Origin of the sequence: Microvirga tunisiensis (assembly GCF_009296175.1) — a bacterium.
Classification (GTDB): domain Bacteria; phylum Pseudomonadota; class Alphaproteobacteria; order Rhizobiales; family Beijerinckiaceae; genus Microvirga; species Microvirga tunisiensis.
In genome coordinates this window covers 18,464-35,776 of record NZ_VOSK01000046.1, presented here as the reverse complement: position 1 = coordinate 35,776, position 17,313 = coordinate 18,464, and the positions used below count along the sequence as shown (strand labels likewise).

The following is a 17,313-nucleotide window of genomic DNA, read 5'->3' as shown; positions in this document are numbered from 1 at the left end:
CATGAACCCTACCACTGTCGCGCTGGTGGCCCCGACAAACGGGAGCGGCGCGGCTTGCTGGTCGCCACCCACCGGAACGAAATCCTGGTGCCAAACCGCAATGCATCGATTGCGTTCGGATCGTGCATTGGATGCGCAACGCCATGGCGCATCTGGCCCCCAAGCAGCGCCCGGCCGTGATGGCGATGCTCAAGACCATCTTCGCCCAGGACACGGCTGAGGCGGCCAGAGAGCAGTGGGCCTCGGTGGCTGATGCCCTGCGTGAACGCTGTCCCAAGCTCGTCGAGCTGATGGACCGCTCGCGCGAGGAGGTGCTGGTCTACATGAGCTTTCCGCGCGAGCACTGGGGTCAGATTGCCTCGACCAACCCGCTCGAGCGGCTCAACGGCGAGATCAAACGACGGGCGGACGTGGTGGGGATCTTTCCCAACGACCGGGCGGTGATCCGGCTGGTGGGAGCCCTGATGCTGGAGCAGAACGATGAATGGGCGGTGAGCCGGCACTACATGTCGCTGGAAAGTCTGAGCGCGTTGAGCGATGATCCCGTTCGCAGGCTGTCAGCCGTGACCGCCTGAGCAACCCGGCTCAGCCGAGGACTGGCGCTCTTACACCACGCCGTGGGACACGATCTTGATTTAATCTTGAGCGATCGTCTCTTGGTGTGAAACAAGTCCACTCTTGGAGTGCCTGCTTTTCACCGCCAGCAATGGCTTAATACAAAAATTATTTGGTTATACTCAATTCACAGCTCAATCTCTCGTGTCTTCCAACATCGACTTCCGCAAGCACAGCGGATACACACTGCAAAACAACAGTACCTATCCAATGGCGCTGGAATCGATGTCGGCTCGGCAGCCAGCGCCGTCTTAGCCACATGCACGTGCTCATGTCCTTCGGACAGCTTCAGACCCAGCGCTCACGTTTTGAGATGGGCCGGACGGTCCGGCAGCGCCCGCCTGACAGCCCCTGGGAGGCTTGTCATCGCGTGAGGCTTTTGTAGGAAGGTCACGCCCTCGGGCATTCCCTCCAGTTCATGAGCACTACGGCCTGAGACCAGAAACACCGGCAATCCTGGCTGCTGCGTTGTCAGCCATCGGGCGAGGGCAAGACCGTCGGTTGAGCCCGGCATGTCGATGTCGCTCACCACGGCATCAATCTCAGCCCCTCCTTGCAGCAGGCCAAGCGCCTCATCGCCGCTGGCCGCGCACAGGGTGACAAAGCCCTCGTCTTCCAAGCTGTCGCACACCAGCAGACGGATCAGCGGATCATCGTCCACCACCAGCACCGTCTCAGGGATTGGAGCGGTCTGCGCCATCTTCACCCAGACGGCTTCAGGCTGATCGATCGGCACCAGATAGGCCCGGTCCGCCTCGATTCGCTCGATCCGGTACGGCGTGGCCCGTGCGGCTCCGATCGGGCGGTGCAGCAGCCGGCTGCCCACGGCAACAGGCTGATCGAGCAGCAGTACCGAGCCTTCGCCTAGGTGCGGCCTGGCACATTGCGCCAGACATTGGTCCAAAGCTTGCTGCGGGGCAGGCAGGTTTCGCATCGGCTTGGTTCCCTTGCCAGGGTTACAGGATGGCAGTGCGGGCGGCATCGTCATCGCGTACGCCTGTACGCACGGCTTGCTCGACCCCCGTGGGAGAAACGCCCAGGTCGCGCAGGCTGCGATCCTCCAGGGCGAGGAGGTCACGCATGGCGTGGCGGACCTGGATCTCCTTACGGACGGCCTGGATGGACGAGAGAACAAGGCTCAACATGGCATATCCTTTCAAAGCCTCAGGCCGACGACGAGAGGGCGGCCTCAGATGTGATAGGAAGGATGCCCGAGCCGATGCCCTCTGGCTTATCGGCCCTTGCCCTGACAGCTCTTGTCTTTTGTAATTCTGCGCCGGGGCAGGACAGCCTCGTGTTCAGGCGATCTTAAAAAGAACCCCGCCACTGGGGCGGGGCAGCAAAGCGTGCTGGAAGTTTGGACAGGCCAGAGAACCAGCCTGTTCCCAAAGGGAATGAGAATGGCAGGATGGAGGGGGCGGTGCCTGCACATTCGCTGCCTGCCTAGCCCATCAAGGGCGCTCAGCCATGCATCCAGGTTCAGCCTTTCGCCGCAAGAACTCAGATGCCCAGCGCAGCGGCATGGGTGCCGCTGCGCTCCTGATCGCTGTTGTGCTTTCCGGCGGCTGCCCAGCCTTGTGCTTATGCGGCGATGGTGAAGGCGGCGTCGCTCAGGCTGGTGAGCTGGGTGTTGGCCAGCGTCAGGCTGCGCTCGTCGTCGAGCCGGATCAGCACATGCTCACCCACCTGCTCGGCCGCCTGCAGCACCGAGACCCCGTCCGCGAAGTCCTCGTCCTCCGCCGCAAAGCTGATCACGTCCACCCCGCTCTCAAAGTCGCTGATCACGTCATGGCCGATCGCCCCGGCAAACCCGAACACGTCCGCGTCCGCCCCGCCGGTGAGCGCATCGTCGCCCGCGCCCCCGATCAGCGTGTCGGCGCCCGAGCGCCCGTCGAGCACATCATTGCCAAACCCGCCCGAGAGCAGGTTGCCCCAGCCGTCCTGGCCCAGAAGCTGATCGTCGAACAGGCTGCCGAGCACATGATCGACCCCGTCCAGCCAGTCGCCCGCGGCCTCCCCGCCCGCCCCCGTGCCGGCGCGCAGGTCGACCACCACGCCCGCATCCGAGCCGGTGTAGTCGGCCAGGTCCTCGCCCATGCCGCCATCCAGCACATCGGCGCCGGCCCCGCCCACCAGCACGTCGTCGCCGTCGCCGCCCACCAGCACGTCATCGCCGGACAGGCCGCTGAGCAGGTTGGCCTCGGCCGAGCCGGTCAGGCTGTCCGCATGCGCCGAGCCGATCACCTGCTCGAGGCCGGAGAGCACATCGCCTGCCGCATCCCCGCCCTGGCCAATCCCGGTGGTGAGATCCACCGTCACGCCGGCACCGGACGCGGTGTAGTAGGCGGTGTCATAGCCCGCGCCGCCGTCAAGCACGTCGGCGCCCGCGCCGCCCACCAGGTGATCGTCGCCCGCCAGACCGCTGAGCGCATCGTCGCCGCCGCCGCCGTTGAGGGCATTGGCCTCAGACGAGCCGGTGAGCGCATCGCCATGCGCCGAGCCGACCACGTGCTCGAGGCCGGAGAGCACATCGCCCTCGGCCTCCCCGCCCTGGCCCAGACCGCTCTCCAGGTTGACGCTGACGCCAGCCGCGGCCTCGGAGTAGTCCACCGTGTCGGAGCCCTCCCCGCCCTCGAGCACGTCAGCGCCCTGGCCGCCGATCAGCAGGTCGTCGCCGGCCCCGCCCGTCAGGGTGTCGGCGCCGTCTGAGCCGATCAGCGCGTTGGCCTGATCGTCCCCGGTGAGGGCATCAGCATGCGCGGAGCCGACCACCGCCTCGATGCCGGCGATCACATCGCCCTCGGCCTGGCCGCCCCGGCCGTCGCCGGTGGCGAGGTTGACCGCCACCCCGGCCTGCGACTCGGAGTAGTCGAGGGTGTCGAAGCCCTCGACGCCGTCGATCTGATCGGCGCCGGCCCCGCCCGTCAGGAGGTCGTCGCCGGCGCCGCCGCTGAGGGTGTCGGTGCCGTCGCCGGCAGACAGGAGGTTGGCGGCGCTGTTGCCGGTCAGGCGGTCGGCGTGCCGGCCGGACAGCACTGCAAAGGTGCCGCCGTCCTCCACCAGGGTCTCGGCGATCGCCAGATCCTGGTTGCTGTGGTCAGCCACCGCGGCAACCTGTGCGCCCTCGATCGCATCCTCCTCGTTGAGGAAATTAACCAGATCCTGGAGCGTCACGATCCCGTCAACCAGACCATTCCACGCATCCGAAATCTCATCCCGGTAAATCACTCCTCCCAGGGTGACGGCAGTCCCACCAGCGACATAGCCACCGAGCTTTCGAAAGAATTTGTTGGCTGCCGCGTTAAGATCGCCAGTCAGGCTTAATGCAGTAGACTTTTGAGCCTCCTCAATATAACTCACTGCTTTGTGGTGACCTGACGACGAAGATCCGCCCATTTCATCTAAGCACTGGAATAGAGCTTAACGTTTCTGTCAAACTCTCGAAGCACACGAACTGCCTTAACTGAAGTGTTCTCTGGCAAAATCTTCGCGAGTAGTTTCATTGCTCGGATAAACACTGCATCTTCCCCTGCGCGAGGCTGCCAAATAGAAATATAAGTCCTAAATCGGTCAACGCGAATTATTGCCTACTCCGAGGTGCTGCGCATGAATGAAGGCGAAGTTCATGCGCGCTTGGTTTAGCAGAGTGGTCAGCCAACGGCTCTCCGGGTGCTTGATGTCCTGGCCGCCACTAAGCTCGACCTTGGCCATTTCTTGAGGGCGCTGAGGATCAGACGTGGATCCAAAATGCGCGTTCTGAGGCGATGTAGTCCAAAGCCCGCTCCAGGGTCATGGTGGGCGTGCCGAACGGGCCGGGAGCTTTCCACTGCTCGCCGTCCCACCACAGCACCTGCACCTTTGCGGGATCGTCGGTGGGACGCAGCCGTGCCACAGGCGCTCCGGTGCGCCGGCTCAGCAGCGAGTTGGACTTGCTCCGAAAAGGATACTGCTGGCGAATTCATCATGCTGGGACGGGAGCCATCATGAGCTTGGTAAAGGCGGATTGCCGGGTTCGTGCGAGCGGCGTGCCCGCGAACCAAGCCCCGAGTCGGATGAGGTTCATGGCAGCCGCCGTCAGCACGTGCTGGAGATGCGTCTTGGTGAGACCGATGTAGCGCGAGCGCCGCAGGTGCAGAGCCCGGACCCCGGCGGAGATTGTTCCCTCGATGCCGGCGCGCTTCTGGTACTCTTTGGCGAAGGCAGGCTGCGCCTCACGCTCGCGAGCCGCTGCAAGGGTCTCATGTTCCTCCTGTGGGCGCAGCGTCAGGAGCCGCCGATCGCTGCGGGTACACTGTGCCTTCAACGGACAGGGACGACAGTGAGTGGTCGAGAAACGCACCTTGAAGGCGGTTCGTCCCTGCCAGTAATCCGGACGCCAGCTCCAGCTCTCGTGCCCGGCCGGACAGATTGCGACTTGCCGATCCCAATCGAAGATGAAGTCCTGCAAGGTGAAGCCCTCACCGGATTGAGTCTGCCACTGATAATTCCGGGGAGCCGGCCCCAGGAGCGTGACGCCATAGGTCCGGCGACTGGCGACGAGTTGATCGGCCGCGACATAGCCGGCGTCGACAAGATGGGTATCGGGTAGCAGACCCTTGGCCTTGAGCCCATCATGAATGGTGTTGAGGGCGTCGCGATCCACGACCGGTGCCGGCGTGGTCTCCACATGCGTGATCAGGTGCGGGCCGCCCTCGTCACAAGCCTCGGTCAGATGAACCTTGTAGCCAATCCAGGTTGTCGTCCCCTTATTGGCATAATGGACCTCTGGATCGTAGGGTGATCCGGCCATCAGCAGGGAGGGCGGAAATCCCTCATGGTCGGTCCGCCACTGCACCCGGGGAGTGGTCTCAGAGAATAGGCCATCCTCAGGTTCTCCGGTCTGAGCTTGGTCGGTGAGACAGAAATTCTGCACCCATACCTGCCGCAGCAGCTCAATGGCCGGGATCTCACGCAGCCAGATTGGTGCACCAGGAGCTATGATGGCAGCAAGCAGCTGATGACCATCACGCCCGATCTGCTCGGCATGGGCGCGCCGCTTCGCCTCGCCTTGCGGGACATTATAGTCGTCAGCTCGCCTGCCATACCGCTCGATCCAGGCGGGATTGGCATGAGCGCGCAACCATGCGGGAGCCGCGGACGCCAAGACATTGAGGGCCGCCCGCATGGTCTCGGTCACGCAGGCGAGACGGTTCAGGGAGCGGACGGCTCCGAGCACATGGGTCGAGTCGGTGCGCTGACGGCCTCGGGCGCTCAGCAGCTTGTGCTCCTGGCACAGCGCCAGGAGAGTGTCGAGCAACTGTTCTTCCGCGCCTCCGGCGACGAGACGGCTGCGGAACTCGCTCAGAACCGAAGCGTCAAAGCCAGGATCGGTCAGTTCCAGGCTCAGCAGGTACTTCCAATCGATGCGGCTGCGGACCGCATCGGCCGCCCGCAAGAGGCAAAGAGGGACGCGAACTGGGCATCGGTAAAGATCGTCCCAAGGTGGTCACGCAGGCGCAGATAGGGGCTGCCATGCGGGAACGCGGCACGCGCGACGGCTGCCGTTGCGACCGGAACATCACGGTACGGGGTCGGGCGGAGCGACATGAGGACCTCCGAGATGGTGGGACTGCCCCCTAAAACCTAGAACGCTGATCCGTGCCCCAAGGGCTCCGGCACATTCGCCAGCAGTATCTCTTCCGAAGCAAGTCCATATTGGGTGGTGCCCGACCTCTGGCGCAGCATCGAAACCAATGCCCGTTTTCTGGCCGGGCAGCGGGAGAACCAAGTCAGCGCATTCTGGGACGGGCTCGTTGAGTAACTCACCGACCATTACCTCGACCGTACCCTCGAATTTGGCAACGAACTTGACATGAACGATTATGAGAAGATGGTGCGCATCATGGCTTCTGAGCCGCGCTTCCATCGTCGGATATTATCGAAAGCAATCCTTGAGCGGGCAGAGCGGGCGCGTGATGCCTGGGTTGGTAGTATGCTCCCATCCGATCGGCCAGATGTGGTCTACGCTTTGCTGATCGGTCCCGGGGCGCCGCGCGCCGAGTATGCCAAATACCGGGAGCGCCGCAGTCAAGAATTGCAGTTGCGGTGCGTTGCCGCCAAGGCGGCTCGACCCGAGTTTCGATACGTCGTGGGGATTGGGCTTGATGCGCGCGGCGTTGAAGGCAGCGCCGAGGATTTTGTGCTGATCGACACCATCGATTGGACCAACGAGATCCTGGCTGGTGCAGCGCGTGTGCGTCAGGATGCCATGCAGATCGAAGAATTCCTCCAGCACCTCGTAGATATCGGGAACTGACCCATGGCAAAGATGACTTCGCCTGATCTAATGCGGCAGATCTTGCACTAGGCCGTGTGGACGGATTGGGCCGAGCAACGGGTAGGTAGATTCCCAAATCAGTGTAGCGATGATTCATAGCGGGTCGGCTTCAGGAGGCGCGACCATGCTGACGGGAATGACGGAGGACGACTGGGCGACAGTGCTGCGAGTGTTTACCGCCTCGTGTTCCCGGCGCGGCGCCAAGGGCCGCAATGACCGCCGCTTCCTGGAGGCGCTGCACTACTTCACGGTTCACAACATCACCTGGCGGGCCCTACCTGAGCGCTTTGGTAACTGGAACTCTGTCTGGAAACGCTTCTGGCGCCTGAGCCGGACGGGCGTGTTCGAGGCCTTCTTCGACGCCTTGGCGGCTCTGAGTGACACGGCGCATCTGGTGCAGATGTTCGACTCCACCATCGTGCGGGCGCATGTCTCGGCCGCCGGGGCAAAAGGGGGCAGAGCCGGCAGGCCCTGGGCCGCTCCCGTGGCGGCTTCTCGACCAAGATCCACCTCAAGACCGACTGGGCTGGCGATCCGCTGGGCTTTTGCCTGACCGGTGGGGAGGCCAGCGACAGCCCGCACTTCGAGATGCTGCTCGATCTTGGTCCCGACATCACGCCGCGGGCGGCTGTGGGTGACAAGGGCTATGACGCCAAGGCTAACCGACAGGCTGCCCGTTCCCGCGGCATCTGCCCGGCCATTCCGTACCGCACGACGACCAAAGACAAGCCGAAGTTCTTTCCCAAGGCGCTCTACCGCGGGCGCGCTCGCATCGAGCAAACCATGGGAAAGCTCAAGCGCTTCAAGCGCATTGCTTTACGCTGCGAGAAGACTGACGTGAACTACGGTTCCTTCGTCGCACTTGCTCTGAGTTTCATCCTCATCAAATCCGTCCACACGACCTAAAGCAATGACATTCAAACCACACACATTTAGCTTCAGTGGGAACAGTTCGCAAAGGAGACGAAAGTGGCTATTAAATTCGGACAGGCTGTCAAAGTAATAGCCTGGCTAAGGAATAAATTACCTAATTCAAGTTGGGCTTTACTCAAGAGTTATGATGATTATCAGCGTCAATTATCCGACACACAAAAGTATCTGAAGATGTTGGCGGATCGTGGGATCGATCCTCAATACGAAGCGGCGAGGATGTACGCCCGCTTGGAGGACGATCTCGTCAAGGCGGTAGAACCATTTTATCATAGGCTAAGAGGCTGGTGAGCAATTTTATTACTCGCTTCAAGTGCTTGATTTGGAATAGCTTTCGTGAAGATTGATGAGGCGGATGCGGGGTGTGCAACGGTTGAGGAGCCCCGCTATGGATACTTGTCTCTATGCCTGCGATCTCACTGATGCCGAATGGGCACTGCTCGCGCCCCTCGTCCCCCGCAGTCATCCGGCGGGACGGCGGCAGACCTATCCGCTCCGGCGCATCGTCGATGCCATCTTCTATCTGCTGCGCACCGGGGCGCAATGGCGGCTGCTGCCGCACGAGTATCCGCCGCGCGGTGCTGTCTTCTACCACTATGCGCAGTGGCGCGAGGATGGTACCTGGGAACACGTGACCCAGGTTCTGCGCGAGAGCTATCGCTGTCAGACCGGCCGCAATCCGCAGCCGAGTGCGGCGATCATCGACAGCCAATCAGTGAAAACCTCTGAGATGGGCGGACCGCGTGGATACGATGGCGGCAAGAAGATCAACGGCCGCAAGCGCCATCTTCTGGTTGATACACAAGGCAATCTGCTGAAGAACAAGGTGCATCCCGCCGACCTCCATGACCGCGCCGGAGCCGAACTCCTGCTGGAGGGTCTGCAGAATCTGTTTCCGGCCATTGAGTTGATGTGGGCCGACACGGCTTATCGTGGGCTGAAGGACTGGCTCCAGAAGGCCCTGAGGGCCTGACGCCAATGCATCGGGTTCGGCTCCCGGGCTAACCAGCAGACGGTGTGCCCTCAACTGGCTGTTCGGGCGAGCCGATCCTTCATCAGAGGAAAAGCGGCAGATAAAGCGCGCTGATGGTCCCGGTCAGCACGAGCACAGCGGCGATAGTGGCTCCCAGTGAGCCTTGGTCATTGTTGCGGTCCATGGCTGCTCTCACTGAATCCTAATGAGCCGAGACCGGCGCAGCATCCTGGCTGGGCTGCCGGATGTAACAGGACCTCGTTCGGCAAGTCGATTGGCTACCCGACGCCGCCCCCGAAAAGCGACCTCTGGTCCGACTAAGCTGCCGGTATGCGTGTGTCGCGGAGCCTCTCAGGCAGCAACATCGGTTTGTAAGAACGCCAACAGGAGCAAGGGGGTCCGGCAAGGTCTAGGGATCAGCGGGGCTCACCAAGATGGAAACAATCCGTGTAGCGGTTCATGTGATCGACCGGACCCAGTCTCAAAGCGGATATCCAGCTAAGGTCTGCCTCGTGCCATTCTAAGACGTTCCCATGGTGTCTCAACTGCGCTCATCCGCACTGCGACCGAAAAGCGTGAATACGGATGTCGAACCCGCTTCTCGGTCGAGTGGCAGATGTTTACTCTGCCGCCGCTCCTACGCCCTTCGCGGCATTCTTGATCGCGGCGACCACCGCTTCCGGCTGCGAGACGTAAATCGCATGGCTGCCCTTCGCTTCGGTCACCATTGCGCCGGCGCGCCTGGACATGGCCCGCTGTGCCTCGGGCGGGATCATCTTGTCCTCGGTGGCGACCAGATACCAGCTCGGCTTGGTTCTCCAGGCCGCTTCCGTTACTGCCGCTTCCAAAGCGCTCACGCCCCAGGGAAGCTGCGAGTTCGCCATGAAGTCCGCCCTTTCCTTGGGGAGATCAGCCGCGAAGGACGCGGCAAATTTGGTCTTGTCGAGCAGCAGGTATCCGTCCTGCGGCGGCAAGATCGGAGGTACCGGAGCTCCCGGCGCGGGGTTCTTGATGAGCGACGCGACGGACTCGCCCCGATCCGGCGCAAAGGCCGCGATATAGACCAGTCCCCGAACCTTCGGATCGTTGCCTGCTTCCGTGATCACGACCCCGCCGTACGAGTGGCCGACAAGAATGACCGGGTTCGTCTCGCCGGCGACGACCCGCTTGGTGGCCGCAACGTCATCGGCCAGCGACGATGTTGGGTTCTGCACGACACTGACTGCGTAGCCGTCGTTCTTCAGCATGGTGTAGACCGGCTCCCAGCCGGAACCGTCCACAAAACCACCATGGACAAGAACAATCGAAACCAGGGCTCCAGCAGCACCAGCCATTTGACACCTCCTAGGGTTAAGAAATCGACGGCCGAGATTTACGGACGCTTGCCCCTTGGGTCATGAACGAAACGGCCAAACGTGGAACGATTGAGCCAAAACTATTCGCGTTTCGTGTGGCGCCATGTCCTTGGCGTCACGCCAACAACGCGCGAAAAGGTTCTGGTGAAATGGCTCTGATCTGCAAAACCACAGTCCAAGGCAATGGCGCTCAGCGAAGTCGACGATGTCTCCAAGAGTTGCTTCGCTTTCTCCATCCGCCGATGTTGCAGCCACTGATAGGGTGCCATGCCGGTCGACTGACGAAACGCGCGCGTGAAGTGCCTGATCGAAAGGTCACAGGAGCGAGCGAGGGCGTTCAGCGTGAGGCCCCCGCCCATGTGGGCGTCGAGGAGCTCTTTGGCTTGACGCTCCTGCCATGGTGCGAGACCGCCTCCCCATTGCCGCGGCAATGCCGCGACGTCGCCGTATCGACGGGCAACGTGAACCGAAAGCGCCAGTGCAACGTGATCAACGAAGAGTTCGGGGGTTTCCTCCGGTCTTGCAGCGAGGGCTGGCCGTATAGCCAACAGCAAATCGCGGGCGACCGGATCCCGAACAGTCTCACCAACCTTATGATGAAGTTCCTGGATGTGCCTCGGGATATCCCCGTCGTCACCCATGGCCACAAGCGCCTTGTGGGGCAAGTAGAGATTGACAGCGTGGAATGGGTCTCGCAAGTCAGTGGCAAGGTTCATCCTTAAGTCGAAGATTGCGACAGTGCCGGCATCGAAATCCTTTGGTGCTATCGACTTGCCATCTGCGTACAAATCGAAATCGGGGCACGTGTTCATCTGGAGCGCGACCAAGAACGCGTCTTCGCGCACTGGGTGGGTAATGCCGACGTTGCGCCGTTCGCAATTGAGCTCAAGGAACGCCAGACCGGTCCCGCGAGCCGCGCGTGTGGTCAGAACCGGCGCATCCGGCAACCCGACTGCCATGGCGACGGGATTCTGCGTGGATGCCGGCTTAGCAGAACTGGGCATTGGCCTGAGCCTTTAGATCCTTTCGGGGTCGGCCTGCTTAGTGACAGTTCAGAGCCGAGTGAGCATCTCGCCCCGCCCATCACTCACCCCCTCATTCTCGCATTGAAGAGCTAACAGGACGAGTCTTCTTTCTTCCCGCGAGGAGTTGCCTTGGGGGCGCGATGTGCCGGTCGCCGCGAGGTTGGAATTCCGGAACGACTTCACAACGAAGGCGCCTGGACCGGCCCAACTCAAGTCATCCTTTATGCGATGCAAGACAATTACCTGTTCACAATACCGATATTGCGCCCATGCAAGAACATGTTCGCGGTTTCCGGCCAGGGCGGGCCGACCTTAAGACCGCGGTGGATCGCCGCCGGCCGCCACCTCGCCGGAGCGCATTTTCTCCAGGGCATCCGCTTGGTCCATGTTGACCTCGCTCACGCCGTTGCCGAGCAGTCAAATGGCTGCATTAGGTCAAACACTAAGAAAAGCAGATCTCCGTGAAAGTCTGCTGATTGTGCCTTCAGGGACATTGGGGGCGATCAAGCTGACACCGTTTGATTTGAGCCGCGAACGAACCACAGGTATGGGGACATTCCAAAGGTGCCGACAAAATTGTCTGATTGACGGAGCGGGACGGCGGGAGGAGAATCAGGCTCTCCAACGGCATCATGCTTCCTCCGAAGGAGGCAACCATGTTCGAACAGGCTGTCCAATTCAGCGAGGCGTTCCGACAGGGCGCAGGCCAGATGCGGGGATCGCTGGTTCCCGCTCTCAAGGGGTGCCCACACTGCAACACCGTCCATATGATCGCGGCCCCATCCTTGGGCACCTGCGCCGATTGCGGCGCCGAAATGAAGGTGCTGGGACCGGCCCAGGCCTGACCATCGACGAACCTCCGATCCGACGCCCATCTCCTCGCGGGCCGCGTCGGGACAGAGTTCACGGTCGGAACGGACGCTATGGACCGTCGGGCTCTCCGGCGCTCGCCCGCGACGCCGGATGCGCCGCATAGGCGAGCGTCACGCCGAGCACCACGGCACCCGTGACGACGAGCGGGACGACCAACCCGCTCAAGCGGACGAGCACCGCGCCGATCACGGCCCCCACGAAGGTCGCCACCACGGCCGCGACGCGGCGCCGCCAGTTTCTGTTTTCCCCGCCCGACAGCGAGGAGTCGGCCGCAAGCCCGGTCAGGGTCAGCGTCAGGACAGTCGTCGTCAGGTCCGGCACTTTCAGGCGGCGGACGGTGGCGTTGCGCAGGCCCATCGCGATGGCGGTCAGGCCGATCAGCGTGAACAGCCGCGACGCCGGCGACAGGCCCCCGGCGTCGTACCCGAGCGCCACGGCGGCGGCGATCCAGAACAGGATGGCTTCGACGGCCGCGACGGTCAGCAGCCACTGCCTGCGGGTCGACCGGGCGAAAGCGTTGGCAACCCACCCGCCGGCCAGGGCGCCGGCGAGGAATGCCAGGAGCGCCATGACGTAGCGCGGGACCTCGAACCCCGGCGCCCCGCCGACGGCAAAGCCGAGGAAGACCGTGTTGCCCGTCATGTTCGCGACGAAGACCTGTCCCAGCCCCAGGACACTCACCGCATCGACCAGGCCCGTGACGGCGGAGAGGACGATGAGAACCAGGGGGAGGGGATCCTTCGGGTCGGCGATGGGTGGTGCCGGCATCGTGCTGCTCCTTGTTCCAACCAGGGCGGACGGGTTCGTGCCCGACGGTTCGCCGGAGTCTCCGGGTGTGCCACCCCCTCCGCGCGCTCAGAACTTCACGACGGTCTCGAACCCCACGAAATGCGCCGTCTTGGACGGTCCGGTGTCCTTGATGAACTGTCCCGGCGCAAACACCGAGTAGGCCAGTTCGGCACTGAACCAGCGGGTGGGCTCCCACCCGAGGATGACGTCCGCCTGGGTTCCGATGTAGCGGGCCCGGCTGTTGTCCGACGGCCGCACGAGGCCTCCGGCGGTGTCGTAGATGCCGTCGCCCAGGCTCTCCCGCCAATAGAACACTGCGGCTCCCGAGAGCGTCCACTGATCGTTCAGATGAAGCGTCAGGTTCGGATGCACATCAATCAGGTTGTACGGACCGATCAGGCCGATCTCGCCGAAGTATTTGCCTCGTGGGAACAGAGCGTTGAAGGTCTGCAAATTCGGATTGTTCGGATTGCGATCACCGCTGATGATGTTGGCCTTCAGCCCCACCCGCGGGCTGAAGGTGACATCCTCGAAGGTGTAGCCGGTGTCGGAGGCGACCGACCAGGCACGGATGTTGCCGCCGTCGAAGCTGCCGAACTGGACCATGCCCTCGAAGTTCCAGTCCCAGGCCTGCGCCTTGCCGAAGAACCGGCTGCCGAGCGTATGCCGGACCTCGTCCCCGCTGCCCTGGTTGAACTCGGCATCGGTGTTGCGGTAGCCGATGTAGTAGAGGTCCAGCCCTGACGTGGGGCTGATCTCCTCCAGCTTGCGGGTGGCGTAGACCGACCACACCGACCGGTCCTCGTTGAAACGGTCGTTGAAGCTGCCGACCTCGTTCCGCACCGGCCGGGCGTAGAAGGTATCGACACGCCAGGGACCCCCCTCGACGGACGCCAGGCCCGCGTCGAAGGCCCGGAGCACGTTGGGGCCGTAGCGCAGGCTGATCAGGCGCTCCGAGCCGTACGACAGCAGTTGCCGCCCCCCGCGCAGGGTCAGGTCGGCGCCATCACCCAGCGGCAGCTTGAGTTCGCCGAAACCCTGCAGGAGTTCGAGCCCAGTCTCGTCGACCCCGGTGACATTGGTTTCCTTGCCCGTGGCCCAGGCCCCGATCATCTGGCCGAACAGGCGCACGTTCGGCCCGAGATGCAGGTCCGCATAAGGCAGGATGCGGTACCATTGGTAATTGTCGACCGGAACTTCGCCCCAGTTGAAATTCCAATAGGCCTCCTCCCGGAACCGGAGTTCCGCTCCGAGGGACAGGTAGCTGGTGCCCGAGGCATCGAGCGGAATGTACTTGAATGGCTCCCACCAGGCTCCGGTCCGGTTGGATGGGCCCCTCAGGTACGAGTAATCCTCCGTGTAGCGGAGGTTGGTCAGCTTCGGTGGTGCCGACGGGCTCTCGGCAGCGCTCTGTTCACCGGACGGCTGGCCTTGCCCGGGGGATTGGGCGATGGCATCCGGAACGGTTGCCAGGGCGGTCGCCAGTAGAACGGCGCCTGCGGCCCATGCCGGAACGGCGGGTCCGAACCGGGAGTGAGCCCTCGGATTTTCCGGGCCTGATGGGCCGCCCATCCCGCGGAACATGCCTCCCTCCCTCGTTCCATCCAAGTTCAATTTGGCGCTCCGATGAGCCGCCGGAGCCATTCGCCTATCCCTGCCGGCGCAGGAAGCCGGTGATCGTCACACGCTCCCAGATGCCGGCATCGTGGAAGGGATCGGCCTGGTTGAAGCGCTCGACCGTTGCCTGGTCGGGGGCCTCCACCAGGAATAGGCTCCCAATCATCGTCGTGCCGTCATCCGCGGTGAGGGGACCCGACATGACGATGCGGACGCCGTACGCGCTCGGATCAGCCAAAAACGCCTTGTGGGCGTCATAGTGGGCGAGTCGGACATTCAGCGCACCGGGCTTGTCGAGCGCATGGATCACGAACAGCATACCGCGTTCCCCTGAGCCCTCATCATCCGGCGAGAAGGTGGTCGGTGAGGAGGAAGCCGACCGTCATGGCGACCACCAGAAGCGCGCCGACCAGCCTCGGTGGGGCTGGCGACGGGATGTCGAACCAGCGGCAGAAGGCGCCGATCCCGAACGCCATCACTATGCCCAATGCGATCTGGAGCATGGCTCACCCCACGGTCTGGCGGGACGCGTCACGGGCGGTCCCGACGCCCGCGTCCGATCCGCCGCAATTCTTGCGCTGCGTCGCCTCGCGTTGGGGCGCGAGGCGGTCGACGAGCTCGTAGCCGGCGGACATGGCGAGCACGAGCACGGCCCCGGTGAGCGCCAGGGGCGCCGGCAGGGGGAGGCCGACGAGCCGGCACACGATGCCGACCCCGAGCGCCAGGAGCAGTCCGAGAACGATCTTCATGACGTGGCCTCCTCTGTAACGGGCCCTCCTGCCCGGCGCGGTTCGAGCGCCAGGAAATGCTCGACCACCGGATCGTCGGGCCCCTGATGGAAGCGGCGGGCCTCGGCCTGGATGTCGGCGTCCGTCTTCGAGACCCGTCGGTGCTGGCGCAGGTGCTCGGCCCAGGACTCGACGAAGAACCACTCGACGATCCGCTCCGGGTCGGCCGCATCCTCGGACACGCCCCAGGCGTAGGCCCCGTCGCGGCGGCGCTCCTCGGACAGCCGGTCGAGCGCCGCCAGGAAGGCGGGGCGGTCCGGTCGCTGGATGCGGTAGGTGACCGTGATCATCACCGGCCCGCGGTCATGCGCCACCGGCTCGGCCAATGCTGGCTCGGGCCAGTGCAGAGAGGGCGTCAGGTCGCTTTCGCCGCTCGGCAGGGCGGCGCGATAGGCGAGGGCCGCCACGACGGCCAATCCGGCTCCGGCGACGAGCAACGCGGCATCCGTGCCGATGGCCTGGGCAATGAGGCCCCAGCCCAGGCTGCCCGCCGCCATCGCGCCGTTGAACACCGTGAGATAGATCGCCAGGCCCCGGCCTCGGATCCAGTTCGGCAGGATGCCTTGGGTGGTGGAATTCAGGGTGGTCAGCATCGTGATCCAGGCGGTGCCGAGCACGAAGGCCGCAATGATGCCCAGCACCTCGGAATTCGTCAGCGCCAGCAGGACCGTTGAAGCCGCCGTGACCAGTGAGGCGGCAAGAACCAGCCGGTCCTGGCCGAGGCGGGCGCGGACCCGCGGCAGCAGCAGGGCGCCCGTGATCGCCCCGGCCCCGACGCTGCCGAGCATCAGGCCGTAGAAGCCCGGCCCGCCGCCGATCTCCTGGCGAGCGACGATGGGCAGCAGCGCCCAGACGGCGCTCGCGAAGGCGAAGAACAGGCCTGCCCGCCAGAGCACCCGGTGCAGCTCACGGCTGGCGCGGGCGTAGCGCAGCCCGGCCCGCAGGGCGCCGCCGAACTGCTCGCGCAGGCCCTCATCGGCCCCGGCTTCGCGCGGCCACCACAGCAGGGCCGCGCTCACCACCACATAGCTGAGAACGTCGATCCCGTAGACGGCGGCGGCTCCCAGGGCGGCAAGCAGGAAGCCGCCGAGCGCCGGGCCGATGGACCGGGCGATGTTGATGCCGAGCGAGTTGAGCGCCACGGCCCCCTTGATGTCCGGGCGGGGAACGAGCTCGGGCACGATGGACTGCCACGCCGGCGCCGCCAGCGCCGCACCGACGCCGCCCAGGAACGTGAGGGCGACGAGGCTCACGACCGAGACGGTGCCGGTCCAGGCCAGGAAGGCGAGCGCGGTGCTCACGACCGCCAGCCCAATCTGGATGCCGATCAGGAAGCGGCGGCGGTCGAGGATGTCGGACAGGACGCCCGCCGGAATGGCGAGCAGGAAGACCGGCAGGGTGCCGGCGGCCTGGATCATGGCGACCGCGGCGGGCGATGGGGAGAGGTCCGTGACGAGCCAGGCGGAGGCAACGTCGCGCATGAAGGTGCCGGTGTTGCCCAGCACGGTGGCGGCCCAGATCACCGCGAACAGGCGATGCCGCAGGGGGGCGAACGTGCCCGCCGGGGGAAGCGCCTTGCCTTCGGCCGCGGTGTTCTGCGGTGCCGTCATCGGGGGGCGCTCCGGCCATTGACGAACAGGGCCGCCATGGCCAGCCCGCCGACAATGGCTACATGCTCGAAGAAGGTGGCGGTCTGGCGCCCCCGGTCCGGTCCCTCGAAGGTCCAGAACGGGTGCGCCAGCAGGGTCGCCAGCACCGTGAAGCCCGCGAGGAGCCCAGCCCCGAGCCAGCAGTAGCGTCGCGTCAGGAACAGGAGCGAGCCGCCGAGTTGGGTGACGATCACCGCCACCGCAAACAGGCCCGCCGGTTCCAGGCCCAGCCCGGCAACCTCGTTCATCGCCCTGGGGAAATCGAGGAGCTTCACGACGCCGCTGATCAGGAACGGCGCCGCGAGGGCGAGGCGGGCCAAATAGTCGAGGGCCGGCAGCGCCAGGACCTGGGCAATCGGCCGGGGGACGGCGATGTCATTCAT

At 64.0% G+C, this 17,313-nt stretch carries 19 protein-coding genes and 2 pseudogenes; 7 read left to right on the top strand and 14 right to left on the bottom strand.

Annotated elements, in window-relative coordinates; genetic code table 11:
• Nucleotides 1-122 precede the first annotated feature (122 nt).
• Nucleotides 123-575, top strand: a pseudogene (locus FS320_RS14225) (transposase); the annotation flags it as partial.
• 341 nt (nt 576-916) lie between these two features.
• On the opposite strand, the gene FS320_RS14220 reads toward FS320_RS14225, so the two are convergent.
• The 5 genes and pseudogenes from FS320_RS14220 to FS320_RS14200 all read right to left on the bottom strand — a co-directional run bounded on the left by FS320_RS14220 (nt 917) and on the right by FS320_RS14200 (nt 6,201).
• On the bottom strand, nt 917-1,549 hold the full coding sequence (locus FS320_RS14220) for a response regulator (protein ID WP_162002986.1): 633 nt from the start codon (nt 1,547-1,549) through the stop codon (nt 917-919).
• Between the two features lie 22 nt (nt 1,550-1,571).
• Nucleotides 1,572-1,760, bottom strand: a complete 189-nt coding sequence (locus tag FS320_RS14215) for an SAM domain-containing protein (RefSeq protein ID WP_152712523.1) — start codon at nt 1,758-1,760, stop codon at nt 1,572-1,574.
• Nucleotides 1,761-2,196: 436 nt separating this feature from the next.
• Nucleotides 2,197-3,975 carry a calcium-binding protein gene (locus tag FS320_RS49755; RefSeq protein ID WP_338105342.1) on the bottom strand — a complete coding sequence of 593 codons (1,779 nt, stop codon included), beginning with the start codon at nt 3,973-3,975 and terminating at the stop codon, nt 2,197-2,199.
• Between the two features lie 370 nt (nt 3,976-4,345).
• Nucleotides 4,346-4,507, bottom strand: coding sequence for a hypothetical protein (locus FS320_RS14205; protein ID WP_162562907.1), 162 nt, complete (start codon nt 4,505-4,507; stop codon nt 4,346-4,348).
• A 69-nt stretch (nt 4,508-4,576) separates the two neighbouring features.
• Nucleotides 4,577-6,201: pseudogene (locus FS320_RS14200) on the bottom strand (IS1182 family transposase).
• 283 nt (nt 6,202-6,484) lie between these two features.
• On the opposite strand from FS320_RS14200, the gene FS320_RS14195 reads away from it, so the two are divergent.
• The 5 genes from FS320_RS14195 to FS320_RS14175 all read left to right on the top strand — a co-directional run bounded on the left by FS320_RS14195 (nt 6,485) and on the right by FS320_RS14175 (nt 8,834).
• Nucleotides 6,485-6,910, top strand: a complete 426-nt coding sequence (locus FS320_RS14195; protein ID WP_152712520.1) for a hypothetical protein — start codon at nt 6,485-6,487, stop codon at nt 6,908-6,910.
• A gap of 145 nt (nt 6,911-7,055) precedes the next feature.
• On the top strand, nt 7,056-7,484 hold the full coding sequence (locus FS320_RS14190; protein WP_152712519.1) for a transposase: 429 nt from the start codon (nt 7,056-7,058) through the stop codon (nt 7,482-7,484).
• Nucleotides 7,403-7,837, top strand: a complete 435-nt coding sequence (locus tag FS320_RS14185) for an IS5 family transposase (protein WP_152712518.1) — start codon at nt 7,403-7,405, stop codon at nt 7,835-7,837. The genes FS320_RS14190 and FS320_RS14185 overlap by 82 nt, the downstream gene beginning before the upstream one ends.
• A gap of 63 nt (nt 7,838-7,900) precedes the next feature.
• On the top strand, nt 7,901-8,152 hold the full coding sequence (locus FS320_RS14180; RefSeq protein ID WP_152712517.1) for a hypothetical protein: 252 nt from the start codon (nt 7,901-7,903) through the stop codon (nt 8,150-8,152).
• Nucleotides 8,153-8,249: 97 nt separating this feature from the next.
• Entirely contained in the window at nt 8,250-8,834 is a 585-nt protein-coding gene (locus FS320_RS14175) for an IS5 family transposase (protein WP_244627133.1), read from the top strand.
• Nucleotides 8,835-9,454: 620 nt separating this feature from the next.
• On the opposite strand, the gene FS320_RS14170 is transcribed toward FS320_RS14175, so the two are convergent.
• Nucleotides 9,455-10,168, bottom strand: a complete 714-nt coding sequence (locus tag FS320_RS14170; protein ID WP_152712516.1) for an alpha/beta hydrolase — start codon at nt 10,166-10,168, stop codon at nt 9,455-9,457.
• Nucleotides 10,169-10,269: 101 nt separating this feature from the next.
• Complete coding sequence (locus FS320_RS14165; RefSeq protein WP_192926288.1) at nt 10,270-11,136, bottom strand: helix-turn-helix transcriptional regulator; 867 nt, start codon at nt 11,134-11,136, stop codon at nt 10,270-10,272.
• Nucleotides 11,137-11,870: 734 nt separating this feature from the next.
• On the opposite strand from FS320_RS14165, the gene FS320_RS14160 reads away from it, so the two are divergent.
• Entirely contained in the window at nt 11,871-12,059 is a 189-nt protein-coding gene (locus FS320_RS14160) for a hypothetical protein (protein WP_152712514.1), read from the top strand.
• Nucleotides 12,060-12,135: 76 nt separating this feature from the next.
• Here FS320_RS14160 and FS320_RS14155 read toward each other — a convergent pair whose 3' ends face one another.
• From FS320_RS14155 to FS320_RS14125, 7 genes are all read right to left on the bottom strand, one after another.
• Nucleotides 12,136-12,855: a YoaK family protein gene (locus FS320_RS14155; protein WP_152712513.1), complete on the bottom strand. Its 720-nt coding sequence runs from the start codon at nt 12,853-12,855 to the stop codon at nt 12,136-12,138.
• A gap of 87 nt (nt 12,856-12,942) precedes the next feature.
• Nucleotides 12,943-14,460, bottom strand: coding sequence for an alginate export family protein (locus FS320_RS14150; protein ID WP_202882862.1), 1,518 nt, complete (start codon nt 14,458-14,460; stop codon nt 12,943-12,945).
• Between the two features lie 64 nt (nt 14,461-14,524).
• Entirely contained in the window at nt 14,525-14,812 is a 288-nt protein-coding gene (locus FS320_RS14145) for a YciI family protein (RefSeq protein ID WP_152712512.1), read from the bottom strand.
• 22 nt (nt 14,813-14,834) lie between these two features.
• Entirely contained in the window at nt 14,835-14,996 is a 162-nt protein-coding gene (locus FS320_RS14140) for a DUF1427 family protein (protein WP_152712511.1), read from the bottom strand.
• 3 nt (nt 14,997-14,999) lie between these two features.
• Nucleotides 15,000-15,242, bottom strand: coding sequence for a DUF1427 family protein (locus FS320_RS14135; protein ID WP_152712510.1), 243 nt, complete (start codon nt 15,240-15,242; stop codon nt 15,000-15,002).
• Complete coding sequence (locus FS320_RS14130) at nt 15,239-16,891, bottom strand: MFS transporter (RefSeq protein WP_152712509.1); 1,653 nt, start codon at nt 16,889-16,891, stop codon at nt 15,239-15,241. Before FS320_RS14130 ends, FS320_RS14135 begins: the two co-directional genes overlap by 4 nt.
• Nucleotides 16,888-17,313: a DoxX family protein gene (locus tag FS320_RS14125; RefSeq protein WP_152712508.1), complete on the bottom strand. Its 426-nt coding sequence runs from the start codon at nt 17,311-17,313 to the stop codon at nt 16,888-16,890. Before FS320_RS14125 ends, FS320_RS14130 begins: the two co-directional genes overlap by 4 nt.